Annotated in this window: 22 protein-coding genes and 1 tRNA gene; 19 read left to right on the top strand and 4 right to left on the bottom strand. The window is 34.5% G+C overall.

Annotated elements, in window-relative coordinates:
* Positions 1-104 precede the first annotated feature (104 nt).
* The 7 genes from GKZ88_RS16685 to GKZ88_RS16655 all read left to right on the top strand — a co-directional run bounded on the left by GKZ88_RS16685 (position 105) and on the right by GKZ88_RS16655 (position 7,701).
* Positions 105-635: a DUF3347 domain-containing protein gene (locus GKZ88_RS16685; protein WP_155103485.1), complete on the top strand. Its 531-nt coding sequence runs from the start codon at positions 105-107 to the stop codon at positions 633-635.
* A 2-nt stretch (positions 636-637) separates the two neighbouring features.
* Positions 638-1,198: an AraC family transcriptional regulator gene (locus GKZ88_RS16680; protein ID WP_155103484.1), complete on the top strand. Its 561-nt coding sequence runs from the start codon at positions 638-640 to the stop codon at positions 1,196-1,198.
* A gap of 324 nt (positions 1,199-1,522) precedes the next feature.
* The gene (locus tag GKZ88_RS16675) at positions 1,523-4,054 is read left to right on the top strand and encodes a heavy metal translocating P-type ATPase (RefSeq protein WP_155103483.1); all 2,532 of its coding nucleotides are present in this window, start codon (positions 1,523-1,525) and stop codon (positions 4,052-4,054) included.
* A 9-nt stretch (positions 4,055-4,063) separates the two neighbouring features.
* Positions 4,064-6,301: a multicopper oxidase domain-containing protein gene (locus GKZ88_RS16670; RefSeq protein WP_155103482.1), complete on the top strand. Its 2,238-nt coding sequence runs from the start codon at positions 4,064-4,066 to the stop codon at positions 6,299-6,301.
* 37 nt (positions 6,302-6,338) lie between these two features.
* A complete protein-coding gene (locus GKZ88_RS16665) occupies positions 6,339-6,761 on the top strand; it encodes a hypothetical protein (RefSeq protein WP_155103481.1) in 423 nt (140 codons plus the stop codon).
* 3 nt (positions 6,762-6,764) lie between these two features.
* A complete protein-coding gene (locus tag GKZ88_RS16660) occupies positions 6,765-7,433 on the top strand; it encodes a hypothetical protein (RefSeq protein WP_155103480.1) in 669 nt (222 codons plus the stop codon).
* 118 nt (positions 7,434-7,551) lie between these two features.
* Positions 7,552-7,701: a hypothetical protein gene (locus GKZ88_RS16655; RefSeq protein WP_155103479.1), complete on the top strand. Its 150-nt coding sequence runs from the start codon at positions 7,552-7,554 to the stop codon at positions 7,699-7,701.
* Positions 7,702-7,864: 163 nt separating this feature from the next.
* On the opposite strand, the gene GKZ88_RS16650 is transcribed toward GKZ88_RS16655, so the two are convergent.
* Both GKZ88_RS16650 and GKZ88_RS16645 read right to left on the bottom strand, forming a co-directional pair.
* Positions 7,865-11,260, bottom strand: a complete 3,396-nt coding sequence (locus tag GKZ88_RS16650) for a polysaccharide deacetylase family protein (protein ID WP_155103478.1) — start codon at positions 11,258-11,260, stop codon at positions 7,865-7,867.
* A 261-nt stretch (positions 11,261-11,521) separates the two neighbouring features.
* Positions 11,522-11,974, bottom strand: a complete 453-nt coding sequence (locus GKZ88_RS16645; RefSeq protein ID WP_155103477.1) for a DUF4442 domain-containing protein — start codon at positions 11,972-11,974, stop codon at positions 11,522-11,524.
* 230 nt (positions 11,975-12,204) lie between these two features.
* Between GKZ88_RS16645 and GKZ88_RS16640 the strand changes: the two genes are divergently transcribed.
* The 5 genes from GKZ88_RS16640 to GKZ88_RS16620 all read left to right on the top strand — a co-directional run bounded on the left by GKZ88_RS16640 (position 12,205) and on the right by GKZ88_RS16620 (position 16,540).
* A complete protein-coding gene (locus GKZ88_RS16640) occupies positions 12,205-12,684 on the top strand; it encodes a DUF4870 domain-containing protein (RefSeq protein ID WP_155103476.1) in 480 nt (159 codons plus the stop codon).
* 130 nt (positions 12,685-12,814) lie between these two features.
* Positions 12,815-13,147, top strand: coding sequence for a PadR family transcriptional regulator (locus GKZ88_RS16635; RefSeq protein WP_017498072.1), 333 nt, complete (start codon positions 12,815-12,817; stop codon positions 13,145-13,147).
* 3 nt (positions 13,148-13,150) lie between these two features.
* On the top strand, positions 13,151-14,881 hold the full coding sequence (locus tag GKZ88_RS16630) for a PspC domain-containing protein (protein WP_155103475.1): 1,731 nt from the start codon (positions 13,151-13,153) through the stop codon (positions 14,879-14,881).
* 3 nt (positions 14,882-14,884) lie between these two features.
* Positions 14,885-15,619, top strand: coding sequence for a head GIN domain-containing protein (locus GKZ88_RS16625; RefSeq protein WP_155103474.1), 735 nt, complete (start codon positions 14,885-14,887; stop codon positions 15,617-15,619).
* Between the two features lie 87 nt (positions 15,620-15,706).
* Complete coding sequence (locus tag GKZ88_RS16620) at positions 15,707-16,540, top strand: DUF2807 domain-containing protein (RefSeq protein WP_230392540.1); 834 nt, start codon at positions 15,707-15,709, stop codon at positions 16,538-16,540.
* Positions 16,541-16,700: 160 nt separating this feature from the next.
* Here the strand turns inward: GKZ88_RS16620 and trxB are convergent, their stop codons facing one another.
* A complete protein-coding gene (trxB, locus tag GKZ88_RS16615; RefSeq protein WP_155103472.1) occupies positions 16,701-17,648 on the bottom strand; it encodes a thioredoxin-disulfide reductase in 948 nt (315 codons plus the stop codon).
* Between the two features lie 254 nt (positions 17,649-17,902).
* Between trxB and GKZ88_RS16610 the strand changes: the two genes are divergently transcribed.
* Positions 17,903-17,977 (top strand) — tRNA-Pro (locus GKZ88_RS16610).
* 53 nt (positions 17,978-18,030) lie between these two features.
* On the top strand, positions 18,031-18,282 hold the full coding sequence (locus GKZ88_RS16605; protein WP_155103471.1) for a GIY-YIG nuclease family protein: 252 nt from the start codon (positions 18,031-18,033) through the stop codon (positions 18,280-18,282).
* A gap of 259 nt (positions 18,283-18,541) precedes the next feature.
* On the opposite strand, the gene GKZ88_RS16600 is transcribed toward GKZ88_RS16605, so the two are convergent.
* Positions 18,542-20,722: a hypothetical protein gene (locus tag GKZ88_RS16600; protein ID WP_155103470.1), complete on the bottom strand. Its 2,181-nt coding sequence runs from the start codon at positions 20,720-20,722 to the stop codon at positions 18,542-18,544.
* Between the two features lie 496 nt (positions 20,723-21,218).
* Here GKZ88_RS16600 and GKZ88_RS16595 point away from each other — a divergent pair, with 496 nt between their 5' ends.
* The 5 genes from GKZ88_RS16595 to lepB all read left to right on the top strand — a co-directional run bounded on the left by GKZ88_RS16595 (position 21,219) and on the right by lepB (position 25,819).
* Positions 21,219-21,986, top strand: a complete 768-nt coding sequence (locus tag GKZ88_RS16595; protein WP_133525366.1) for an AAA family ATPase — start codon at positions 21,219-21,221, stop codon at positions 21,984-21,986.
* A 5-nt stretch (positions 21,987-21,991) separates the two neighbouring features.
* The gene (locus GKZ88_RS16590; RefSeq protein ID WP_155103469.1) at positions 21,992-22,894 is read left to right on the top strand and encodes a ParB/RepB/Spo0J family partition protein; all 903 of its coding nucleotides are present in this window, start codon (positions 21,992-21,994) and stop codon (positions 22,892-22,894) included.
* Positions 22,894-23,457, top strand: coding sequence for a DUF5683 domain-containing protein (locus tag GKZ88_RS16585; RefSeq protein ID WP_347343891.1), 564 nt, complete (start codon positions 22,894-22,896; stop codon positions 23,455-23,457). The genes GKZ88_RS16590 and GKZ88_RS16585 overlap by 1 nt, the downstream gene beginning before the upstream one ends.
* A gap of 37 nt (positions 23,458-23,494) precedes the next feature.
* On the top strand, positions 23,495-24,196 hold the full coding sequence (gene dapB / locus GKZ88_RS16580) for a 4-hydroxy-tetrahydrodipicolinate reductase (RefSeq protein WP_155103468.1): 702 nt from the start codon (positions 23,495-23,497) through the stop codon (positions 24,194-24,196).
* A gap of 66 nt (positions 24,197-24,262) precedes the next feature.
* Positions 24,263-25,819: a signal peptidase I gene (gene lepB, locus GKZ88_RS16575; RefSeq protein ID WP_155103467.1), complete on the top strand. Its 1,557-nt coding sequence runs from the start codon at positions 24,263-24,265 to the stop codon at positions 25,817-25,819.
* Positions 25,820-25,862: the final 43 nt, after the last annotated feature.

Raw genomic sequence — 25,862 nt, 5'->3', positions numbered from 1 at the left:
TTTACGCAAAGTTCGCAAAGTTTTTTTCGCAAAATGAAAGAAAAAAATCTAAACTTAAATAAATAAGAGGAGTTTAAATTCCTCTCTAATAAAATTACATAAAAATGAAAAATACAATAGCAACTATAGCAGCAGTAATCATAGTATTATTTTCTGCAAGTACGATTCAGGCAAATGCTGTAAAAGCAGAAAAAACAACAATTGAAACTGTAGAACCAACACAATTACAAGCGGTTTATGATGCTTATTTTACCGTAAAAGATGCACTTATTAAAAGCGACAGTAAGTTGACTTCGGCGAAAGCCCAAGATTTACTTACTGCTATTACAGCCGTAAAAATGGACAAGCTGAAAAGCAATGAACATACCGCTTGGATGAAAGCCGTAAAAAAACTTTCTGCCGATGCTAAAAGTATTTCGGCTACAACAGATCTTAAAAAACAGCGAGAAGCTTTCAAATCGCTTTCTAAAAGTACTTACGATCTAATAAAAGTTTCAAGTCCAGAGCAGCCGGTTTACAAACAATATTGCCCAATGGCCGATGCAGACTGGTTAAGCAAAGAAAAAGCAGTTAAGAATCCGTATTACGGTTCTTCGATGTTGACTTGCGGAAACGTGGTAGAAACTATCAAATAAATATGAAGCTCTACATCAAAAACATGGTGTGTGCTCGATGTAAAATGGTTGTGGAGTTTGAGTTTGAGAAACTCAGACTCCAAACTATTTCTGTTGAATTAGGTGAAGTCGAACTGCTAAATGAAATTTCTGATTCTCAAAAAGAGATCTTGCTAAAAAACTTGCAATCCTTAGGTTTTGATTTATTAGATGATAAAAAAACCAAAACCATCGAGAAAATAAAAAATTTGATTGTCGATTTGGTTCATCATAAAAACAGTGAGCTCAAAATTAATTTATCAGATTATTTAGCTGAAAACCTCAACCAAGATTATAATTCACTGAGTAATTTATTTTCTGAAATTGAAAACACGACAATCGAGAAGTATTTCATCAGCCAGAAAATAGAAAAGGTAAAAGAATTATTGATTTACAATGAGCTTTCGTTAAGTGAAATTGCTGATCTTTTAAACTATAGCAACATAGCACATTTGAGTAATCAGTTCAAGAAAATTACGGGTTTTACGCCTACTTCTTTTAAAAAATTGAAAGATAAAAATCGTATTCAGCTAGAGAATTTGTAAAAAGTCAATTTCTCGCAAAGTCGCAAAAGCCCAAAGTTTTTTTGAGTTTCCCGCAGATTTTGCAGATCCCGCGGATTATTTAATCGCAAATTATTTAAATTTTAATCTGCATGATCTGCAAAATCTGCGGGAAACTATTTTTTAATTATCTTAATAAAAATAAAACTTTGCGACTTTGCGAGATTATTTTAAACTACAAAATCTTAGCGCTCTTTGCGTTAAAAAAAACTTTTAGTAAATATTACAAATCATTCTCAAAATTATACAAACCGTTGTAAACCTTACTTCGGAAATTTGCATTGTAATACTTTAAAAGATAAAACAATGACACATCAATATATAATTTCAGGAATGTCTTGCAACGGCTGCCGCACTAAAGTCGAAAAAACGCTAAATGAGGTTGGCGGCATTCATGCCGAAGTAACGTTAGATCCGCCATTGGCAACCATAACAATGGAAAAACATGTTCCAACAGAGAAATTTCAAGAAGTTTTATCTGCTGCAGGAAACTATACTATTGAAATGGATTCTCCGAAAAAAGACGAATCTGCATTAAAATCATGTTGTTCAAGTCATAAAAAAGAAGATCATTCGGCTCATCATCATAAAAAAGAAAAAACGGTAATTCCTCATAATGCAACCGGAGTTTTTTACTGCCCAATGCATTGCGAAGGCGATAAAACCTATAACAAACCCGGAGATTGTCCGGTTTGCGGAATGGATTTGGTACCTCAAATTGCCATTGGCACACAATTTACCTGTCCAATGCATCCGGAAGTCATTTCTAATGAGCCGGGAGACTGTCCAATCTGCGGGATGGATTTAGTGCCCATGCAGGCATCTGACTCTGAAGAAAATAAAACCTACACTGACTTACTAAAGAAAATGAAGATCGCAACGTTGTTCACGCTTCCAATTTTCATTATTTCGATGTCGGAAATGATTCCTGATAATCCGCTTTTTAAAATCATGTCGATTGAAAAATGGAACTGGGTTCAGTTTTTATTTTCAATTCCGGTTTTGTTTTATGCTGGATGGATGTTTTTTGTCCGTGCTTGGAAATCGATTATTACCTGGAATTTAAACATGTTCACTTTAATTGGAATTGGAACCAGCGTTGCGTTTCTATTCAGCGTTGCCGGAATGTTCTTCCCAGATCTTTTTCCGTCCGAATTCAAATCGCATCATGGAACCATTCATCTTTATTTTGAAGCCGCAACCGTTATTATAACTTTGGTTTTATTGGGTCAATTATTAGAAGCCAAAGCGCACGGACAAACCAATGGCGCGATTAAAGAATTACTAAAATTAGCGCCAACTGAAGCTACTTTGGTAGAAAATGGAACTGACAGAACAATCTCCATTCACGATATTAAAAAAGGGGATTTATTACGAGTAAAACCGGGAGAAAAAATTCCGGTTGACGGAAAAATCACTTCCGGCGAAAGCAGTATTGATGAAGCCATGATTACCGGCGAACCAATTCCCGTTGATAAAAAAGCGGGCGATACTGTAATGTCGGGAACTATAAACGGAACCAAATCATTTGTCATGATTGCCGAAAAAGTAGGTTCAGAAACTTTACTTTCACAGATTATTCAAATGGTAAATGATGCGAGCCGTTCGAGAGCGCCAATTCAAAAACTGGCCGACCGCGTTGCAAAATATTTTGTTCCAACCGTTGTGGCTATTTCAATATTGACCTTTATTATCTGGGCAAAATTTGGTCCTGAACCTTCTTATATATATGGACTAATTAATGCCATTGCTGTTTTAATTATTGCCTGTCCTTGTGCTTTAGGATTGGCAACTCCAATGTCGGTTATGGTTGGAGTTGGAAAAGGAGCTCAGCACGGAATTTTAATCAAAAATGCCGAAGCACTCGAAAACATGAATAAAATTGATGTTTTAATCACCGATAAAACTGGAACAATTACAGAAGGAAAACCAACTGTCGAAAAAATTTATGCCATCGATACTAACGAAGATTTTCTTTTGCAAAATATTGCTTCACTAAATCAGCACAGTGAACATCCTTTGGCGCAGTCCGTTGTCCATTTTGCGAAAGACAAAAACCTATCTTTACTTGAAGTTCCAGATTTTGAAGCGATTGCCGGAAAAGGAGTTTTAGGAACTGTTAATAATTCAAAAATTACATTGGGAAATAAAAAACTAATGGAACAGATTAACGCTTCAATTTCCGACGATTTTGAAAGCAAAATTACAGCCGAGCAAAATCTGGGAAAAACGGTTTCATACATCGCTGTAAACAATATTGTTTCGGGATATGTAACCATTTCAGATGCCATAAAAACAAACAGTGTAAAAGCAATCAAAGATTTAATCGATCAGGGCGTTGAAGTTATCATGCTTACCGGAGACAATAAAAATACAGCCAAAGCAGTGGCAGATCAGCTTCATTTAAGTTCTTTTAAAGCCGATTGTCTTCCTGAAGATAAACTGAGAGAAATTGAACGTTTGCAAGCTGAAGGAAAAATTGTAGCGATGGCTGGCGACGGAATCAATGATGCTCCGGCTTTAGCCAAAGCTGATATTGGAATTGCCATGGGAACCGGAACTGATGTTGCTATTGAAAGTGCCAAAATAACGCTTGTAAAAGGAGATTTAAACGGAATTGTAAAAGCTAAAAAATTGAGTTTTTCAGTGATGAAAAACATTAAGCAAAATCTGTTTTTCGCCTTTATCTACAATGTTTTAGGTGTACCAATTGCAGCGGGAATTTTATATCCTGTATTCGGGATTTTGCTTTCGCCGATGTTAGCGGCGCTGGCTATGAGTTTAAGTTCGGTTTCAGTAATTGTAAATGCTTTGCGATTGCGAAATCTAAATCTTTAAAAAATCAATATGAAACTACATACTATATTACTCGTCTTTTTAATTGCTTTGAGTGCAAAAGCTCAAAAAGTAGTTCGTTATGATTTACACGTTCGTGATACAATTGTGAATTTTTCTGGAAAAGAAAAACGCGCGTTTACGGTTAACGGACAAATTCCGATGCCAACATTGACTTTTACAGAAGGCGATATTGCGGAGATTTATGTGCATAATGATTTAAAAAATGAAGACACAGCCCTACATTGGCACGGATTATTTCTTCCAAACAAAGAAGACGGCGTTCCTTATTTAACGCAAATGCCAATTAAGCCGGGTACAATACACAAATATACTTTTCCAATTATCCAAAACGGAACGTATTGGTATCACAGCCATTCGGGGTTACAGGAACAAATTGGTTTATACGGACTTTTCATTATCAATAAAAAGAAAGACGATCCGACTTTTAGAAAAGACATTGACGATTTACCGACTGTTCCGATTATTTTAAGCGAATGGACAGATCTTAAACCGGAAAATGTACAGCGAATGCTTCATAATGCAAACGATTGGTTCGCCATAAAAAAAGGGACAACACAAAGTTATGCCGAAGCGATTAAAAAAGGTCAGTTTTCGACCAAAATCACAAACGAATTGAAACGTATGAATGCTATGGACGTGAGTGATGTTTACTATGAAAAGTTTTTAATTAATGGAAAAAATGAAGACCAGCTTTCGCAGTTTAAAGCTGGCGATAAAGTCCGATTGCGAATTGCAAACGGAGGCGCATCCAGTTATTTTTGGCTGACATATGGAGGCGGAAAAATAACGGTTGTCGCCAGCGACGGAAACGACGTTGAACCTGTAGAAGTGGATCGTTTGATTATTGCCGTTTCTGAAACTTATGATGTCATCGTTACAATTCCTCAAGATAAAAAATCCTTTGCCTTTTTGGCTACAGCCGAAGACAGAACTGGATCTGCTTCTTTGTTTTTAGGTGAAGGCACCAAACAGCCTGTTTCTCATCTTCCCAAATTAAAATATTTTGAAGGAATGAAAATGATGAACGACATGATGAAAATGAATGGCGAAATGAATGATATGGGTATGAATATGTCATTGAACAAAATGGACATGAATACCGTAATGTATCCTGAAATTTCTGGAGAAGAGGAATCAGCAAAAACAGAAGATCATTCGATGCACAATATGGAAGGCATGGAAATGCCAGATGATTCTACCTCAACTTCTGAAATTGTAACATTAAATTACGGAATGCTGAAATCTCCAACCAAAACAACATTGCCCAAAGATGCTCCGGTAAAAGAACTTCGTTTTACATTATCCGGAAATATGAATCGATATGTTTGGAGTTTGGATAATAAAGTAGTTTCAGAAACGGATAAAATTTTAATTAAAAAAGGAGAAAACGTGCGAATCGTTTTGTACAACGGATCAATGATGCGCCACCCAATGCATTTACACGGACACGATTTTAGGATTTTAAACGAACATGGCGATTATTCTCCGCTAAAAAATGTGATTGATATTATGCCGATGGAAACCGATACAATCGAATTTCAGGCCAATGCTGATGGCGACTGGTTTTTTCATTGTCATATTTTATATCACATGATGGCGGGAATGGGACGTATTTTTAGTTATGAAAATTCGGCACCAAATCCGTTGATTCATCATCCTGAAATGGCGTATAAAATGCTAAAAATGGACGATCGTATGTTTCATTTTATGGGCGAAAATGATTTTGCCACAAACGGAAATGACGGTGAAGCCATGTACAGCAATACACGCTGGAGCATTGGAACCGAATGGAGATTGGGTTATAATGACAGTCACGGTTATGAAACCGAAACGCATATTGGCCGATATATTGGAAAAATGCAATGGTTTATGCCTTTTATAGGTTTTGACTGGCGATACAGAAAAATGGGAATGGACGAACAGGAACAAAATTTATTTGGTCAAAAGAATACCAAAGACAATCGTTCAGTTTTCAGTTTAGGAGCTGAATATACTTTGCCAATGCTCGTAAAAGCACAGGTTGAAGTATACACCGATGGAAATGTGAGAGTCCAATTTGAACGAAAAGATATTCCGCTTTCCAAACGCTTGCGAATGAATTTAATGTGGAATACCGATAAAGAATATATGGCTGGATTAAAATATGTGGCGGGCAGAAACTTCGGAATCACTACACATTATGATAGTGATATGGGAATTGGTTTTGGAGTCAATCTGAATTATTAATATTATATTAGCTTGAAAATAACCGTAATTTTCAAAAATGAAAAAAATAAATTTCTTATTACTATTTCTAACTTCCTTTCTCTTAATAAGCTGTGATCCTTCACAAGGTATTCGTTTTACGAATAAAGGTGAAAGCAATGTCAAAGTAAAACTTATTATAAATTCGGAAGTTAAAAATGATACGTTTGATGAGATGAAAAAAGGAGATTCAATTGTTTTTAATTTAATTCCCCATAATCCAGAAGAGAAAGAAGGCTATATTTTTTTTGGAAGAGGGCGATGGAATGATGAAAATATAGCAGAAATTACAAAATCAATCAAAAGCATTGAAATTGAAAACGATAATTATACGATTATTTACAAATCCCAAGAAGCGATGAATAGTTTATTGAAAGACAACTACAAAGGTATAATTATGAAATCTCTAAATATCAAAATTGATGATAATTTTTTCCAATAAAACATGAGAAAAATCTACTTTGCACTGCTTTTTATTTCTGGAATAATCTTAACAGGCTGTAATAATAAAGAAGCTGATTTACAATTTGAGAAAAATGTAATGTATGAAGTTTATCCAGCTCTTATTGATTCGGTTTGGGTAAATGCATTAGAGGGTTTTGTACCGCCGCCACCGCCACAAATAAAGGATACTCTAGAATATAAAATTCAACGAAAAAAGGATTACAAAAAACAATTTAATCAAGATTTAGCAGAATTTAAAAAAAAGAATTTTCCTGTTGATCTTGTTTTATTAGATAAAGCAGTTGCAAGAGACAATTCTAAAGAACTTCTAGAGCACTTCAAAGATGCTGTACTATCAGAAAAAGATACTTTAGATACTCTTGATTATAAGTTTAACAGAAAAAAACTGGATTCCTATCAAGCGTTTCATCTTCATTATGTTCCTAGAATACCACGCGGAAATGACAGAAAATTTTATAATGAATGTTGTTATTCTATACGCGGGGTAATTAGTTTTAGCAGAATTCAATTTGATGATGAAAAAAAATATGGCGTTCTCACTGCAGGAATTGAATGTGGTGGAATGTGCGGTTATGGTTATAGAATTTATATTAAAAAAGCAAAAGATAAATGGGTTATTGATAAAATAGAAGACGCGTGGATTGCTTAATTTTTACTCACACATTATTATCAAAACATTAACTAAATTGTAAGAATAAACCTTAAGAAATGTTGCTATATTTGATTCACCAATTACAATTCTCTAACAAAAAATAAATTAAATCAAAATGACAAAAGTAGTTACAATCATTACTGTTGCTTTATTTACAATTGGCGTAAACGCTCAAGATACTGCACCTAAAAAAGAAAAAGCAAAAAAAGAATCTTGCTGTAAAAAAACTTCAACAGACAAAAAATCTTGCTGTGTTAAAAAATAACTGAAATGCTAATTTCAAGAAAAAGGCCTCAAATAATTTGAGGCCTTTTTTTGTGGTTTATTTTTCGCCACGAATTACACGAATTTGCACAAATTTTTAATGAAGGAATAAAAAAATAATTCGTGATAATTCGTGTAATTCGTGTAATTCGTGGCAAAAAAAACTATTTCACTGTTGCAACATTTCCAGTTCTTGTAAGAACTCCCCAACTTTGGCTTTCGCCTTTTATGGCTCTTCTTAGTGCTCGGAACAAAATCACATACATTAATTGTCTGTACACAAATCGCTGTGGAATTAACCAAAACAATTTAGTGAGTTTTTCTTTTTCAAAAACAAAAGCAACAACGCTAACCAGCATATCGACCAGCATAAAAGCGATATAGTAAATTAATATTTTATGAAGACTGTCCGGATCATTGTGATTCCAGATTAGACTTATTATAAGAACCAAATCGGCTAAAGGCGCAAAAATTGGTAATACAATTTGAAAAAGAAGAATATTTGGAAGCGCCACCATTCCCAAGCCTTTGTATCTCGGATTAAAACACGCATCTCTGTTTTTCCAAAACGCCTGCATAATTCCATAACTCCAGCGGAAACGCTGTTTCATAAATTCTTTTAAACTTTCAGGAGCTTCTGTTATCGCTAAGGCTTCTATACAATTTATAATATGATAATCGTTTCGTAAAATACGAATCGTCAAATCGCAATCTTCTGCAAGAGTATCGGTTGTAAAACCTCCAGCTTTTTCAATTGCTTCTTTTTTAAATGCGCCAATTGCTCCGGGAACAACTGTAATTCCGTTAATTAAATCAAAAGCTCTTCGGTCAAAATTTTGTGCTGTGGTATATTCAATACTTTGCCATTTGGTCAACATTGTATTTTCATTACCGACTTTTACATTTCCGGCAATCGCACCAATTTCAGCATTATCATTCAATTGAATTCTAAAACCTTTCATTAATTGCAAAATAGCATCGGTTTTAAGTTGCGTGTCGGCATCGATGCAAACTACATAGTCATTTTTTGTCAATGCAATTCCGTAATTTAAGGCTGATGCTTTTCCTCCATTTGGTTTGGTATTTACTTTCACTTTCGGATTATCCGCGAAAGCATCATTAATCATGGCAAAAGTTTTGTCTTTCGATCCGTCATCTACAAAAACAATATCAAAGTCGGGATAATCTTGCCCCAATAAATTTTCGATTGTTTTTACCGCATTTATTTCTTCATTATAAGCAGGAACAATAATGCTCACTTTTGGAAAAACGCCGTCTGAAGACTTATAAATCGGTGGATATTTATGATCTCTCCATTTTTTTATAAAAGCCATTATAGCCATCAACGCAATTCTCAAAAAACCTAGGAAAATTGCAACCCAGAATGTCGCTGTAATAAAATGACCAAACCAATATCCAAAATCAAAAATAAAATTATCAATTGAGATAAGAGGTCCTTTTGCTTCGGGCATAATCTCATCTTTGGTTTTGCCGAGCAAATGAGCGACGGTTGTAAATTGAATATGTCGATCTTTGAAATATTTAATTATTCGAGGCAGCGCTTCAACGGTCGATTCTCTGTTTCCGCCTGCATCATGAAGCAAAATAATTCCTTTATCAGGATTTGCCTCATATTGTTTTATGGTTCTGATGTAAACAGAATCAGCACTGACACCTTTTTCCCAATCATTTGGATCGATACTTTCTCCGACTGTATAATAATTTTGCGCTTTACTTAAGGCGATTGGTTTCAGCTCAGCTTCAGTTGTTGGCTCAGCATCTGCATTATAAGGCGCTCTAAAAAGCACTGTACTTTTTCCGGTAACGGCTTCAATTAATAATCGTGTCGTTTCCATTTCCTTCGCTGCTCTTTCCGGACTTACCAAAGCAATATTAGGATGTGTAAAAGTATGATTGCCTATTTCGTGGCCTTCTTTATAAATTCTTTGCAGCAACGGAATATTATTTTCTCCCTGAATACCAATCACAAAAAAGGCAGCCGGTACTTTTTCTCTCTTTAAAATATCTAATATTTGTGGTGTATAAGTAGGATCTGGTCCGTCATCAAAAGTTAAAAGGACTTGTTTGTGTACATTTCCAAATTTACTGATTACGTATTTTGTGGGTAATTCGACATATTTCTGTTCCGTAATAATGTCTTCATCATTATCGATCTCTAAATCTATTTTTCCAGGCGCAGGATCAGCAATTACATTTAAAATTTCGCCATCGCCAATATAAGCTGGACTTTCAATTCGAGTATTAACGCGCTTCATCACTTTAAAGTCAAAAGGCTTTTTATTGATGCTTTCGTTAGTTAAGCTTCGATGATAATACGTCCACAAACGCTGATCTTCACTTCCTAAACGCCATAAAGCCGTTCCTGCCAGGCCATATTCGTCACTAAACCTAATCGTATTAAAATTAGTTGCAGCATCTTCAAAATCAACTTCATGCTTTTTACCATTGCTATCGGTATATTTAAAAGAGTTATTATAGGTATTATTATCAAATTTTATGGTCGCATTATGCTGTTTTGCAATCGCAATTGCCTGATCGTATGTTATGGTTTCGCCTTCCTGTTTTTCCTGCCAATCGTAACCGTAACCAGCAAAACAGAGAATAATTTTGTCTGATGGAACTTCTTTTGCGGTTTTATCTACAATTCTTTCAATCCATTTCTGACTGCTCACAGCTCCGGGAACACTACTGGCGTAATGTTCATCATAGGCCATCAAAAACATATAATCATTATATTTTGATAATGCTTTTACGTTAAAATCGTCATCTCCGGCCATAATATCTTGGGTAACGAGATATCCCAATGGATGCAATTTTTCATATAATGCTTTCTGAAAAGCAATTATAGGTTCGTCGCTGTTCTCTTTAAATTCCTCAAAATCAATATTTATTCCTTGTAAATCATATTTTTTTAATGCTTTTGCGATATCATTTATAAGTCTTTCCCTTTTGTTTGTATCATGAAGAATTCTATGAATAAGATCGCCGTCAAATTCGCCTTCACCTACTGATTCGTTTATATTATTGATTAAAGGAAGAATTTTCACTTTTCCCTTTTTCATTACTTTTAAAGCTGCGGTATCAATTTCTGTACGAAGCAAATCGGTTTTCGGGTCAATAAAAAACCATTCTGGCACTACCGTATTGAGTTTGTCTATATTTTTTTGAAGCGAAAACAAACTTTGCGGATCCCAGTCAACATAAAAAGCCGCTCTGACCTCTGTAGCTGTTTTTGCAACAATTGGCTGATTTTTTAATTTCTCTATTTTAGTTTTGGCTCTTAAGAAATAATCAAATCCTTTAAATTTTTTGAGTTCTTTGTCGCTTAAATCTTTAGGTGTAATTGGATTTACCAGACTTTTTCCAGTTTGTGAATTAGCTGTCAAAAGCGGTAATGCAGGTTTTAATCCTCTTTTCAAAGTGATAAAGAAAATTGGAACCATTAAAATGAGAACAAACAAAATAAGTCGGCTTGACCATTGAAAAGTTTTCCAGCGTTTTTGAGTGGCTGTTTGAAATACTTGTTTTTTATCATCCATATCTTCTTATTTTTTAGGCAAATGCAAACACAAACTTAATTTTAAGTAAAATTATTACTATTAAATTAAGACGAAATGAACAAACTCTTTCTTCCTAATAATTATTAGTTAATAAATTTACGAAAGAAAAAGCTCAGAAAAAGAACAAAAAAGGACAAAACTCACTGAATAACAATTCATTGCTAAAATAACATTCAAAAAAGCAAAAAAAAAAATGACCTGTACTATACAGGTCATTTAAAATATGGTGTAAATAATAATTTATTTCAATCTAACGCTCCATTCAAAATCCATTTCAGAGACTTGAACACCTTCTTCATTTGTTCCAATTGATTTCATCCAGAAAGTCTGCCCCTCACCTGTTTCGATAGTTCTTTGAATAGCTTCGGCGATCAAATGCCCATCGTTACATACAAATGTGATTCTGCCAGTTGCTTTTTTAGTAAAGTTACCTTTATTGTTCGCAACCAACATTGAGATTTTTCGACCGCTTTCTTGAATCTGAGAAATAACTAAAGCTCCTGTAGTCAATTCTGCAGCCATTGCCTGTACAGCAAAATACATAGAGCTAAACGGATTCTGATTTATCCAGCGATGTTTGACAGAAACAATGCAACTGTCTTTGTCAATAGCTTTAACACGAACACCGCAAATGTACGCTGATGGTAATTTGAATAATACAAATTTATTGAGTTTGGAAACTGAAACTGCCATGTGATATATTTTTTTAGTAAAAATACAAAAAAACTATGCGCGCACAATAAATTTGCGATACTTTCATAAAGCTCCAATAAAACAAGGTGTTACGAATGATTTTTGCACACTTAAACCCCATATTAAAATTTCAACTTTGTTAAAATTTTGTTAATATTTGGTACTATGCAAAACAAGATACTGTCTTTTAGCCATATATTTGCATAAGAAATTACTATATACTTTTAATCATGGAAACAACAACACCACTCATCATGGAAACAACATCAGAAAGAAACACGGCAGCGTTCACGCATTTAAGTACATTAAGCCAGTACATTATTCCTTTTGGGAATTACATTTTCCCGATCATCATCTGGTCGAGTTACAAAGACAAATCAGAATTTGTAAATCACCACGGAAAACAGACATTGAATTTTCAATTGAGTTTATTGCTTTACACTTTGGTTTTAGCCTTAATTGCAATTCCAATTTTTGTGTCAGTAGTTTTACAGAACATACCGTTGGAAGCTGTTTTTGATCATCACGATTTCTACATCAGAAATTTTAATTTTCAAGGAAACATTGCCTTATTGAGTATTGGTGCAACAGCTGTTCTACTTTTTGGAGTTTTAAAATTTGTTGAATTCTTTTTAGTGATTTATGCTTCTATAAAAGCTTCAAACGGAGAATTATATAAATATCCGCTAACGATTCCTTTTATAAAGTAATCCTTAAAAAGGTTAAAAGATTATAGCACAAATCAATCATCAATCACCCGAGAGCTTTGCTCGAATTGGCGAAGCAATCATCATCAATCAAAAAACGAATTGTTCAATCTAAAAAAAACAAAATGAAATTATGAACATTGAAAACACAAAAGCACAGATGCGCAAAGGTGTTCTTGAGTTTTGCATCTTATCCGTATTAAAAGAAAAAGACGCATATACATCTGAAATATTAGACACTTTAAAAAACGCAAAATTATTAGTTGTTGAGGGCACTGTTTATCCGCTCTTAACCAGATTGAAAAACGACGGTTTGCTAAATTATCGCTGGGAAGAATCGACCTCAGGGCCACCACGAAAATATTATGGATTAACCGAGATAGGACAAACTTTTTTAAACGAACTTAGCGGCACTTGGACAGAATTATCTGACGCCGTAAAACTAATCACCAATCAAAATCAATAAGTCATGAACAAAACAGTAAATATTAACTTAGGCGGTATGTTTTTTCACATCGATGAAGATGCATATTTAAAATTGACACGCTATTTTGACGCTATAAAACGATCACTAAACAATTCGTCTGGACAAGATGAAATCATTAAAGATATCGAAATGCGTGTTTCTGAATTATTAACAGAAAAACAAAAAAGCGAAAAACATGTTGTTGGCTTAAAAGACGTTGACGAAGTGATTGCGGTTATGGGACAGCCAGAAGATTACCGAATTGAAGACGAAGAAAACCAAAATCAATCTTTCAACAACTACGGTGCAAGACAGCATAAAAAATTATACCGTGACAAAGAAAAAGGTATGATTGGCGGTGTAGCAACTGGTTTAGGACATTATTTTGGAATTGATGCCGTTTGGATCAAAATCATATTCTTAATATTTGTTTTCGCTGGTTTTGGAACTGGAATCTTAGCATATTTTGTTCTTTGGATTGTAACTCCTGAAGCGGTAACAACTTCAGAGAAACTAGAAATGACAGGCGAACCTGTAACGATTTCAAACATCGAAAAAAAAGTGCGTGAAGAAATTGATTCATTATCTGACAAATTCAAAAACGCAGATTATGACAAAATGGGAAACCAGGTAAAGTCGGGAGCTGAGAGAATAAGTAGTTCATTTGGAGACTTTGTCATGACGGTTTTTAAAATCTTTGCTAAATTTTTAGGTGTAATTCTAATCATGGCGGGAATCTCTACTCTTATATTATTATTAATTGGAGTATTTACTTTAGGAACAAATGTTTTTATTGATTTCCCTTGGCAAAACTTTGTTGAAGCAGGAAACTTTACAGAATATCCTATTTGGTCTTTCGGTTTATTGATGCTTTTTGCAGTTGGAATTCCATTTTTCTTCTTGACTTTGTTAGGATTTAAATTGTTGTCTCCGAATTTAAAATCAATCGGAAACATTACAAAATACACTTTGCTTGCCATCTGGATTATTGCTATTGCAATTGCAATCAGCATTGGAATCAAACAAGCAACTGAAATATCTTATGACAATAAAACAGTTGAAAAAAAGTCATTGAACATTACAGCAAAAGATACTCTTTATGTAAAATTCAGATACAATGATTATTACGCAAAAGATTTGAATCATCATCACGAATTTACATTCGTACAAGATTCTGCAAACAACAACTTGATTTATTCTAATGATGTTCGTTTACACGTTTTGTACACTGATAACGCTTCTCCTTACTTACAAATTGAAAAAAGTGCAAGAGGGAATTCGTTTTCAAGCGCAAAGAAAAGAGCCGAAAAAATCAATTATGGCATTCAGATTAATAAGAATCATTTAATTTTAGATAATTATTTTCTGACAGATGTAAAAAATAAATTCAGAGGACAGGAAGTTGATGTATATTTGTACTTGCCAGAAGGGCAATTATTTAAGCCAGATGCATCAGTACAAGATTACGATGATTCTGAAAATGATTTTTTCAACTTACACTTTAGCGGTGATTACAACTATAAAGTAGAAGGTTCAAAAATAAAATGTTTAAACTGCCCTGCAGATGAAAACGAATATAATGATGGAGATAATAGTAGTGAAGATTCTACTATTGAAAATGACACTGTAAAGGAAGTTTCGATTAAAATTAACGGAAAAGAAGTTTTAAACGGAAAAAAAACCAACGGAAAGCTAACCACTGATAAAAACGGAGTTATAATTAAAATCAACTAAGCCATGATCAAAATAATCATTCATATTACAAAATTTATTATTGCAACTGTTACCGCATTATTATTTGCTTCTTGCAACTTTAATTTGAATACAGTTGAAGGAAGCGGACATGTAACCACTGAAAAAAGAATTGTTCAGGGAGATTTCAAAAAAGTATCTGTAAGCAATGCGATTGATTTAGTAATCGTACAATCTGATTCAACTGAAATTGTAGTTGAAGCTGATGATAATTTACAAAAAGATATCATCACAAAAGTTGAAAACGGAACACTTGTAATTAGCTGTAAATTCAGTTCTTTCAGAAATGTTACAACTAAAAAAGTTACCGTAAAAATGCCTGTTATCGATAAAATTGAAGCTTCGAGCGCAGCATCTGTTCAAAGCAAAAATGTAATTCAGGCACAAGATATTGACTTGGAAACATCGAGCGCTGCAACAATGAGTGTAAATGTAGAATCTGACAATATTACGGCAGATTCTGGAAGCGGAAGCACTATATCTGTAGAAGGTAAAGCTTTAAAAATCAGAACATCGGCTTCAAGCGGTTCTAATATTAATGCTCAAAAATTATTAGCAAACGAAGTTCATGCAGAAGCATCAAGCGGAGGAAGCGTAAATGTGCACCCGATTGTAAGCCTGAAAGCAGAAGCATCTAGCGGAGGAAGCATTAACTATGATTCAACTCCAAAGACTATTGAAAAAACTTCAAATTCTGGAGGAAGTATCAGTCAGGGATAAATAATACTTTATCTGTTAAATATAAAGGAAATCATTCACCAAAAGTGGATGATTTTTTTATATTTGTCCAAATCAAATCAAGAATTAATGAAAAAAAATACTGCCCTGATCTTATTACTGTTAGTTACAACATTAACTTTTGCACAAAGAAGAGAAAAAATTAAAGGAACTAAAATCGTTACAACATCAATTAAAGAAGTTGGAAGTTTTGACGGTCTTGAAGTAGATGACAATTTAGAAGTTTACTTGGAACGAGGTGAAAAAAACGAAATTAAAATTGAAGCCGATGATAATCTGCATGACATTGTTGCAATGGATTTAAGAGATAGAACGCTTCGTTTATACACTTCAAAAGAAAGTACAATTTTCAAAAAACTTTCTGTTCGTGTTACTTACACCGGAACTTTAAATAAAGTAATTGTAAAAAATGAAGCTATTATTTATGCCATTCAGGAACTAAAATTAGACGATATTACTTTTAACAGTCTTGATTATTCAAAATTATTTTTGAACGTAAATGCAAAAAAATTCAGTTTAATTGCTGACGACAAATCCAGATCTGAAATAAATCTGAAAGCAGATGAAGCTTCGATTCAATTAAGTAAAAATGCTGGACTGAAATCATTAGTTTCTGCAATCAAATTCAAATGTGATTTGTACCAAAAATCAAATGCTGCAATTGAAGGAATTGCTGAAAAAACGACTATTCGTTTAGATAATAATTCGGTTTTCACCGGAACAAAATTTACGATGAAAGATGCGAATGTTACTGCTGAAAGCTATTCTGTTGGAAGTATTTTAGCCGAAACAACAATTTCAATTGCTGCGAGCGACAAATCGGAACTTTCTTTATTAGGAAACCCAACAATACAATTGACACGCTTTTCTGAAGAAGCAAAATTGATTAAGAAGATAAAATAATTTTTGTTTCAAGTTTTCTTTGTTTCAGGTTTCAAGTTGAAATTAGGAACATTCATTATAAAAAAATCCCGATCTAAATTTAGACCGGGATTTTTTATTGTCGCTTTACAGATTACAGGAAACTTGAAACAAAGAAAACCTGAAACCTGAAACAAAATTTTTACTCTTTAGAAGCTAAATATCTTTCAGCATCAAGCGCCGCCATACATCCTGTACCTGCAGCAGTAATTGCCTGACGGTATACGTGGTCCGCAGCATCTCCGGCTACGAAAACACCTGCAACATTTGTATTAGATGTTCCCGGAGTGTTTATAATATATCCTGTTTCATCAAGAGTGATGTAATCTTTAAAAATATCTGTATTTGGTTTGTGACCAATTGCTACGAAAAATCCAGTTGCAGGAATTTCGATAACTTCCCCAGTAGTTTTGTTTAATGCTTTAATTGCATGAACTACTTGATTGTCACCAACAACTTCAACAGTATCGTGATTCATTAAAATTTCGATATTCTCTGTTTTGCGAACACGTTCTTCCATGATTTTAGAAGCTCTGAATTTTTCGCTTCTTACTAACATCGTCACTTTTTTACAAAGTTTAGATAAGTAATGTGCTTCTTCACAAGCAGAATCTCCTGCTCCAACAATCACAACTTCTTGGTTACGGTAAAAGAATCCGTCGCAAACTGCACAAGCAGAAACTCCTCCGCCCATATTTAAATAATGCTGTTCTGATGGTAATCCTAAATATTTCGCCGTTGCTCCTGTCGAAATAATAACAGTTTCGCAATGCAATTCGATTGAATCGTTAATCCAAACTTTATGAATATCTCCTGAAAAATCAACTTTTGTAGCCCAGCCATCACGAATATCAGCACCAAAACGTTTTGCTTGATCTTGTAACTGAATCATCATTTCTGGTCCAGTAACACCATCAACATAACCTGGAAAATTTTCTACTTCATTTGTAGTAGTCAATTGACCGCCAGGCTGCATTCCTTGATATAAAACCGGATTCATGTTTGCTCTGGCTGCATAAATTGCTGCAGTATAACCCGCAGGACCAGAACCTATAATAAGGCATTTAATTTTTTCGATTGTATCTGACATAATGTGTATCGTTTTTTTGTGATGCAAATGTAAACTTTATTATAAAAAATACAGACGAAAATAAATCCGAAATAACTATGTTCAAATAAGTTTTATTTATTTTCATTTTTTCCTTTTGCAAATCAAATTTATTTATATCTTTGCATCCGCTTTCGGGCAGTACCACAAATACATCTTCGGGGTGTAGCGTAGCCCGGTTATCGTGTCCCGCTCTAGGCGGGAAGACCACAGTAATGAACAATAAGCAAATGCTACGGGGTGTAGCGTAGCCCGGTTATCGCGCCTGCTTTGGGAGCAGGAGGCCGCAGGTTCGAATCCTGCCACCCCGACAAAAGCCGAACAGAAATGTTCGGCTTTTTTCATTTCTTAAAATTTGCAGTTTATGTTTTTCGTTTACATTCTTTACAGCACTACAAAAGAAAAGTTCTATATCGGTCAAACAAATGACATTGATAACAGACTTAGACGACACAATAGCGGACAATCATTATCTACAAAAAATGGCGCGCCATGGAAAATCATTTATACAATTCAACTAAATTCAAGATCTGAAGCGGTGACTTTAGAAACTAAAATAAAAAAACGAGGTGCAAAAAGACATCTTCAAGACATAGATTTTGAGTATCAATTGTAGCGTAGTCCGGTTATTGCGTCCCGCTTTAAAGCGGGAAGACCGCAGGTTCGAATCCTGCCACCCCGACAAAAGTCTTTTCATTTACTTGAAAAGACTTTTTTTTTGCAATAAACTGAAATACAAAATCTTAAAACAGAACGATTACAGCGTCCCAATTGACAAACATAGCCCGTGGTTGAAACCGCGGGCTATATTAAAAAAACCTCTGAAGTTCAATCGATCTCCAGAGGTTCTAATTTCAAAATTATTTACTTTTTATTTATTTCTCCATTTTAATATAAACAGGATACGATTCATTACTTGGCAAATTAAATTCTTCATCGAAAGGCTGTGTACCTGATCCATTATTATATAATGCCACACGTTTTACACCTGTTGCTGTGCTTTCGCCAGTACTATTAATAACATTTTGAATATTTCCTGAACCTGCAAAACGAGTTGTACACATTTTTTCTAATGTCACGTTTGGGCTGTTAGGGATTTCAAAACCATTTTTCTTATTTACGTTACCGTCAGTTCCTGTCAAAACTGCATAAGAACCCATTCCTATACTATGATGTTCTTTTACAGTATTCGCAACTTTGAACGCAGCATAACCATCAACTTTGCCACCTTGACTACTCCAGCTTGCTTGATTTGGAGCATCGTATGGTGGTTCATTTTGAAAGAAATACGTTCTGCCGCGTTCTCCAAGCCATAACACCTCATATTCTTGAAAGTGCTCAACAAATAAACCATAAAGTGTCACATCATTACCTGTAACAATAAGTCCGTTTTTACATCTGTCTCTTACCCAGCGTGCAGCTCCGCCTTTCTGTGAACCATGATCAGCACGCCACAGCCAGAAATGATCACCAACCACATTGTTGCTGTTTATTTGCATCGAAACCTGTATCTGAATATTTTTTGACTGAACCCCGCCTACTCGACAAGTGATATCTGTTAACAAAATAGGATCTGCCGAATGATCGACTTTTGCTCCTTCATTTCCAATTCTAACCTGATATGTTGTACTATTAAATGAATCCATAAGAAGTCCGGCAATGATAATTCCGTCCTTATCATCAGCATAAATACAGCCCCAAGTATTTTTTTCGGTAGGCTCTAATGTTACCGAAGCGATTCCGGCACCCAAAAGTATTGCATCTTTTCTATTCACCTGAATAGGAGCATTCAATGAATAATGTCCTGGAGTGAAAAATATATTTTTACCCGCTTTTAGCGCAGTATTGATTTCAGCATCAGTATCACCTTCTTTAGTAACATACCAATCCGTAAGCAAATCTTGAGTTTTACCCTTACCCATATCTGTCGATGACCAAGAAACTCCTACTCTATCCTTTTGCCATGCTGGAACAAATACTTTGTATTCACCATCTTTATCAATAAACAAAAAAGGTTTTTCTCTTATAATAGGCGTCGTCGGAACTGGCGCATTTTTATCATCTGCTTGCGGAGGATTGACACAGCCTTGCCAAACCATATTATAAGAACCGCCCATCGTTCCTGAACCCGAAGGAAAAACAGTATTTCTCGTGTACCATTGCTGTTGTCCGGCCCAATTTGGCCTTGAAGATGTATAATGAGTATCAGCAATAAAGCCGCCACTGCCCCAAAAGTTTGTATTTCCAATATCTGAAATATATTTTGAAGTGCTTTCTATCAGCAATCTTCTTGCGCTGGTTGACTGAGAAACGGTCCAAGAAAAATCACGCATTACTTCGACATTTTCTACAGAACGCCAAAATGTACAAGTAGCATTTGCACCTCCAGACAAATGAGGCCTGGTAAATATAGCACCCAATTTAACATCTGACGGCACTTTGCCCAAACCTCCAATATGAGAATAAAATCCTAATTCTATTGAATTGGCTTCCGCCGAAGATGCAGAACCAGATCCGCCAACATCATAAGTTTGACCATTAACATTGGCTTTAAAATAATAAGCTTGACGCTTTGTTGTCCACTCGCCATTTGCGCCGCCTAAACCAATAGCAGCAAATTGCGAATTAATTTCATTTCGCGCCGTTTCAGCTTTTTCATGTTTTCTATCGTAGAAATACATATTATCACCAAAAATCTGATTTTCAAGCGAAATTATTATCGAAATATCGTTACGGGTAACTTTATAATAATTCTCATATTTATCAACATTTGGCTTATTATCCGTAAATGTTAATTTGGAAGTTGATCCCACCTGTACAAAATCTGATGCCAGACGGCTTCCTCCTCTTGTAATTATATAATTTCCGGAAGAACCAAAAGCGGACCATGATAAGGTCATGTCATGTTTCTTTTTGTCATACACAATTTTAGTTTCTGTCTTTTTCTCCTGTACTTTTTCATTAGATGAATCAGGTGAAACAAAACTGCATAGAATCAGCATAAACACAAATGCTGTAAATACCGAAATCACTTTTTTACTCTTAAGAATGTTCATTTTTGTGGTTTAATAGTTTGTAATAATCGTAGTTTTTAGAGAACCCAAAATAGCGATAATCTTTAACCTAAAAGTCCATTCTTACTCCCAATTTTCTTATCAAAAACTATACAAAGTCAAGGTTTCTCAGCATAAATAAGCCGTCTGCAATATTTTCATTCGTTTCTAAGAGATTCCGATAGTCAATAAAATTAGAAAATAAAGATTTTAAATGATGGGAATTCCTTGTAATAGAAAAACTGCTTTTCGTTTGTGGTCCCATCGAAATTTTAAAAGAAGGCCTTTTCTTGAAGGAAAATTAGATTCCTGACTTTTTACAGCCGCAACATCAACTAAATTGGTCAAATTTCAACAGGTAATTCTACTTATAACTGAAAATATTTTGTCCAGAAGACCCATGAAACCACGAATAAACGACGTTTCTTAAATGTTAACAAAATAGATTTTCAAAAACCATAAATAATTGTATTTTTACGGTTCAAAATTCAGAAAATAAATGGGCAAAATCATTGCTATTGCTAATCAAAAAGGAGGCGTTGGAAAGACTACTACATCAGTAAATCTTGCGGCCTCATTAGGTGTTTTAGAGAAAAAAGTATTATTGATCGACGCTGATCCTCAAGCCAATGCCACATCTGGTCTTGGAATTGATGTAGAATCAGTTGAAGTTGGAACTTATCAAATTCTTGAGCATACTGTAACACCAAAAGAAGCCATTTTAAAATGTACAGCTCCAAATGTTGACGTGATACCTGCTCACATTGACCTTGTTGCTATCGAAATTGAATTGGTTGACAAAGAAAACCGCGAGTATATGCTTAAAAAAGCATTAGAGGAAGCAAAAGAAGAATATGATTTTATCATTATCGACTGCGCACCATCTCTAGGCTTGTTAACCTTGAATGCTTTAACAGCAGCAGATTCTGTAGTTATTCCTATTCAGTGTGAGTATTTTGCTCTTGAAGGATTAGGAAAACTTTTAAATACTATTAAGAGTATTCAAAAAATACACAACCCAGATCTTGATATCGAAGGATTATTACTGACCATGTACGATTCTAGATTACGTTTATCAAATCAGGTTGTTGAAGAGGTTCAAAAACACTTTAACGATATGGTTTTTGAAACTGTTATTCAGCGAAATGTGAAATTAAGTGAGGCGCCAAGTTTTGGAGAAAGTATCATTAATTATGATGCAACAAGTAAAGGAGCCGTAAACTATATTAATTTAGCGCAAGAAATTATAAAGAAAAACAGCAAATAGTTTTTATGACAAAAGCAATTAAAAAACAAGCCTTAGGAAGAGGATTATCAGCATTATTAAAAGATCCCGAAAACGACATTAAATCAGTAGACGATAAAAATGCTGATAAAGTTGTTGGAAATATTATTGAGCTTGAAATAAGTGCTATCGAAATAAATCCGTTTCAGCCTAGAAGCAATTTTAATGAAGAATCATTACGTGAATTAGCCACTTCTATCAAAGAACTTGGCGTAATTCAGCCTATTACTGTTCGAAAATTAGACTTTAATAAATACCAATTAATTTCTGGAGAACGTCGTTTGCGTGCTTCAACTTTAGTTGGCTTAACTCATGTTCCTGCATACATTCGTATTGCTAATGACAATGAATCATTAGTAATGGCGTTAGTAGAGAATATTCAGCGTCATGATTTAGATCCAATTGAGATTGCACTTTCGTATCAGCGTTTAATTGATGAAATTCAATTAACACAGGAACAAATGAGTGATCGCGTTGGGAAAAAACGTTCTACAATTGCCAACTATTTACGTCTTTTAAAATTAGATCCGATTATCCAGACTGGAATTCGAGATGGTTTTATCAGCATGGGACATGGAAGAGCAATTATCAATATTGAAGATTTAGACGTTCAAACTGATATTTATCAAAAAATTGTAAGTCAAAATCTTTCTGTTCGTGAAACCGAAACTTTAGTTAAAAATTATCACGAAAGTTTGAAACCTAAAGAAGAAGGAAAGCCAAAAGCTGAATCTTCATTTGTGGTTAGAGAAACACAAAAAAATACTTTCAACGATTATTTTGGTTCGAAAGTTGATATTAAAGTCGCTGGCAATGGAAAAGGAAAAATCACAATTCCGTTTAATTCTGAGGCCGATTTTAATAGAATTATAAAATTAATTAATGGATAGTGAATAAGATTGTCCCCATAAGTTTATTGTTCTTTCTCATAGGAACCGCTTCTATTTTTGCCCAAGCAAAATCAGATGCGGTTTTAGTCGCTAAAGACACTACCAAATTGGAAGAAATAGACCCGCTTACACCAGCAAAAGCTGCTTTTTATTCTGCAATTTTACCTGGTTTAGGCCAAGCATACAACAAAAAATACTGGAAAATTCCCCTCGTTTATGGAGCAATCGGAACCAGTCTTTATTTCTACATCGACAACAACAAAAAATACCACGATTATCGCGACGCTTATAAACGCAGACTAGAAGGTTATAATGATGACAAGTATCAATTTCTAGATGACAGCCGACTTATTGCTGGTCAAAAATTTTATCAGCGAAACCGAGATTTATCTGCATTTTTTGTAGTTGGCTTTTATGTCTTAAATATTATAGACGCAAATGTTGATGCTGCCTTGATTCAATTTAACGTAAACGAAAGATTATCAATGCGTCCAGAAATTTATCCGAGCGATGTAACATTTAAACCAAACGTTGGACTAACTCTTAATTACACTTTTAAATAGCCTCAAAAGTTATTTGAAATTTTAAAAAATATACAAAATGAAAATTGCTCTTTTAGGATATGGCAAAATGGGTAAAGTAATTGAACGAATTGCTTTAGAAAGAGGCCATGAAATTGTTTTAAAAAAAGACGAATTTAACACATACGAAGGACTTTCGACAGCCGATGTTGCTATTGACTTTAGTGTTCCAACTGCTGCTGTTGACAATATCTCAAACTGTTTTCATGCTAATGTTCCTGTAGTTTCTGGAACAACTGGATGGCTGGAACATTATGACGAAATGATTGCGCTTTGCAATGAGAAAAAAGGAGGTTTTATTTCAAGCTCTAATTTCAGTCTGGGCGTAAATATTTTCTTTGAATTAAATGAATATTTAGCCAAAATCATGGCACAATTTGATTCTTATAAAGTTTCAATGGAAGAAATTCACCACATTCACAAACTAGATGCTCCAAGCGGAACTGCAATTTCTCTTGCAAAAGGTGTTATTGAAAACAGCAATTATTCTGAGTGGACTTTAGAAGAAGCAAAAAACAGTCAAATTCATATCGAAGCTAAAAGAATTGGCGAAGTTCCTGGTACTCACACCGTAAATTACGACTCAGCAATTGACAGCATCGAAATTAAACATACTGCTCACAATCGCGAAGGATTTGCTCTTGGAGCTGTTATTGCTGCTGAATGGTTAGCTGGAAAAGCAGGCATTTATACCATGAAAGACGTATTAAATCTAAAATAAAACTGATTTAAGGCTTAAGATTTCAAATAAGGCAATCTTAAACTTCAACCTTTAAACAAAAATATTATGACGCTATATCTTTGGTTTGTATTTTTCCTTGCTGTTCAGGTAATTCATTTTATTGGAACATGGAAATTGTATCAGGCAGCAGGAAGAAAAAGCTGGGAAGCTGCAGTTCCTGTTTACAATTCAATTGTTTTAATGAAAATAATCAGCCGTCCAACTTGGTGGACAATATTGCTTTTTATTCCAATTATCAACCTAATTATGTTTCCTGTTGTTTGGGTTGAGACCTTGAGAACTTTTGGAAAAAGATCAACTCTAGATACCATTCTGGGAATTTTTACTTTAGGATTTTATATCTACTATGTAAACTATACGCAGAAATTAGAATATAATGCAAATCGCGATTTAACTCCAAAAAGCAAAACTGCAGATACTGTGAGTTCATTGCTTTTTGCCATAATCGTTGCAACATTAGTACACACTTATGTAGTTCAGCCGTATACGATTCCAACATCATCTCTTGAAAAATCATTGTTGATTGGTGACTTTTTGTTTGTCAGCAAATTAAATTATGGTCCGAGAGTTCCAATGACAACAGTTGCTTTGCCAATGGTTCACGATTCGATACCAATGACAAAAAACAAATCGTATTTGAAATGGCCACAATTGCCTTACTTCAGACTACCTGCATTCGAGAAAATAAAACGAACAGATATTGTTGTTTTTAACTGGCCTGCTGATACCGTGCATTACTTTTATGAGAAAAAAGGACAGCCAGGTGTTATAAAACCAATCGATAAAAGATCAAATTACGTAAAAAGATGTGTTGGCATTCCTGGAGACAGTTTATCAATTAGAGATGGTTATGTGTTTATCAATGGCAAGAAATTAATTCTTCCTGAACGCGCAAAACCACAATATTCTTATACAATCGCATTTGACGGAAAAACTCCAGTTGATTTACAATCTTTGGTAAAAGAACTAGACATCACTGACGGCGGTTATTTTAAAAATGAAGAAAAAAGAGATACGTTAGTTTTAGGAGCTTTAACAGAAGCTGGAGCAGAAAGATTTAGAAACACTCCGGGCGTAACTGCAGTGATCAGAAAAATTGACAAAGGAAACGATAATGCAATTTATCCGCACATCAATAAGGGGAACCAGGATAACATGGGACCTATTTATATTCCTGAAGCCGGAAAAACCGTAGCATTGACAAATGAATCTTTGCCATATTACAAAGACATCATCACAAACTATGAAGGCAACACTTTGCAAATTGATGGTGCTCATTTTATAATTAATGGAAAACAAACTAACAGCTATACCTTCAAACAAAACTATTACTGGATGATGGGAGACAACCGTCATAACTCTGAAGATAGCCGTTATTGGGGTTATGTTCCAGAAAATCATATTGTTGGAAAACCTGTATTTATCTGGTTAAGCTGGGATACAAACGGAAAAGGAATCAACAAAATTCGTTGGAGCAGAGTTTTCACAACTGTTGACGGCGAAGGACAGCCACAATCCTATTTCAAATATTTCTTAATTTTACTTGCTCTTTATTTCGTTGGAGATTTCTTCTGGAGAAAAAGAAAAGAAAATAAAGCATAAAAAACGTTAATTCGTTAAACTGGCAAATCGTTTAATCGTTTCT

The sequence above is a fragment of the Flavobacterium sp. LC2016-01 genome (assembly GCF_009711135.1).
Classification (GTDB): domain Bacteria; phylum Bacteroidota; class Bacteroidia; order Flavobacteriales; family Flavobacteriaceae; genus Flavobacterium.
The sequence above is the reverse complement of the archived record's forward strand: the minus strand, read 5'-3'. Positions and strand labels throughout refer to the sequence as shown.

Bases quoted from the DNA above. Each gene is read 5' to 3' on its own strand.
- GKZ88_RS16590 (WP_155103469.1), top strand. From the start codon at position 21,992: ATGACAAAAGCAATTAAAAAACAAGCCTTAGGAAGAGGATTATCAGCA.
- GKZ88_RS16620 (WP_230392540.1), top strand. From the start codon at position 15,707: ATGAAAAAAAATACTGCCCTGATCTTATTACTGTTAGTTACAACATTA.
- GKZ88_RS16650 (WP_155103478.1), bottom strand. From the start codon at position 11,260: ATGGATGATAAAAAACAAGTATTTCAAACAGCCACTCAAAAACGCTGG.
- GKZ88_RS16645 (WP_155103477.1), bottom strand. From the start codon at position 11,974: ATGGCAGTTTCAGTTTCCAAACTCAATAAATTTGTATTATTCAAATTA.
- GKZ88_RS16670 (WP_155103482.1), top strand. From the start codon at position 4,064: ATGAAACTACATACTATATTACTCGTCTTTTTAATTGCTTTGAGTGCA.
- trxB (WP_155103472.1), bottom strand. From the start codon at position 17,648: ATGTCAGATACAATCGAAAAAATTAAATGCCTTATTATAGGTTCTGGT.
- GKZ88_RS16605 (WP_155103471.1), top strand. From the start codon at position 18,031: ATGTTTTTCGTTTACATTCTTTACAGCACTACAAAAGAAAAGTTCTAT.
- GKZ88_RS16675 (WP_155103483.1), top strand. From the start codon at position 1,523: ATGACACATCAATATATAATTTCAGGAATGTCTTGCAACGGCTGCCGC.
- GKZ88_RS16630 (WP_155103475.1), top strand. From the start codon at position 13,151: ATGAACAAAACAGTAAATATTAACTTAGGCGGTATGTTTTTTCACATC.
- GKZ88_RS16655 (WP_155103479.1), top strand. From the start codon at position 7,552: ATGACAAAAGTAGTTACAATCATTACTGTTGCTTTATTTACAATTGGC.
- dapB (WP_155103468.1), top strand. From the start codon at position 23,495: ATGAAAATTGCTCTTTTAGGATATGGCAAAATGGGTAAAGTAATTGAA.
- GKZ88_RS16640 (WP_155103476.1), top strand. From the start codon at position 12,205: ATGGAAACAACAACACCACTCATCATGGAAACAACATCAGAAAGAAAC.
- GKZ88_RS16665 (WP_155103481.1), top strand. From the start codon at position 6,339: ATGAAAAAAATAAATTTCTTATTACTATTTCTAACTTCCTTTCTCTTA.
- GKZ88_RS16625 (WP_155103474.1), top strand. From the start codon at position 14,885: ATGATCAAAATAATCATTCATATTACAAAATTTATTATTGCAACTGTT.
- GKZ88_RS16680 (WP_155103484.1), top strand. From the start codon at position 638: ATGAAGCTCTACATCAAAAACATGGTGTGTGCTCGATGTAAAATGGTT.
- GKZ88_RS16635 (WP_017498072.1), top strand. From the start codon at position 12,815: ATGAACATTGAAAACACAAAAGCACAGATGCGCAAAGGTGTTCTTGAG.
- lepB (WP_155103467.1), top strand. From the start codon at position 24,263: ATGACGCTATATCTTTGGTTTGTATTTTTCCTTGCTGTTCAGGTAATT.
- GKZ88_RS16595 (WP_133525366.1), top strand. From the start codon at position 21,219: ATGGGCAAAATCATTGCTATTGCTAATCAAAAAGGAGGCGTTGGAAAG.
- GKZ88_RS16685 (WP_155103485.1), top strand. From the start codon at position 105: ATGAAAAATACAATAGCAACTATAGCAGCAGTAATCATAGTATTATTT.
- GKZ88_RS16660 (WP_155103480.1), top strand. From the start codon at position 6,765: ATGAGAAAAATCTACTTTGCACTGCTTTTTATTTCTGGAATAATCTTA.
- GKZ88_RS16600 (WP_155103470.1), bottom strand. From the start codon at position 20,722: ATGAACATTCTTAAGAGTAAAAAAGTGATTTCGGTATTTACAGCATTT.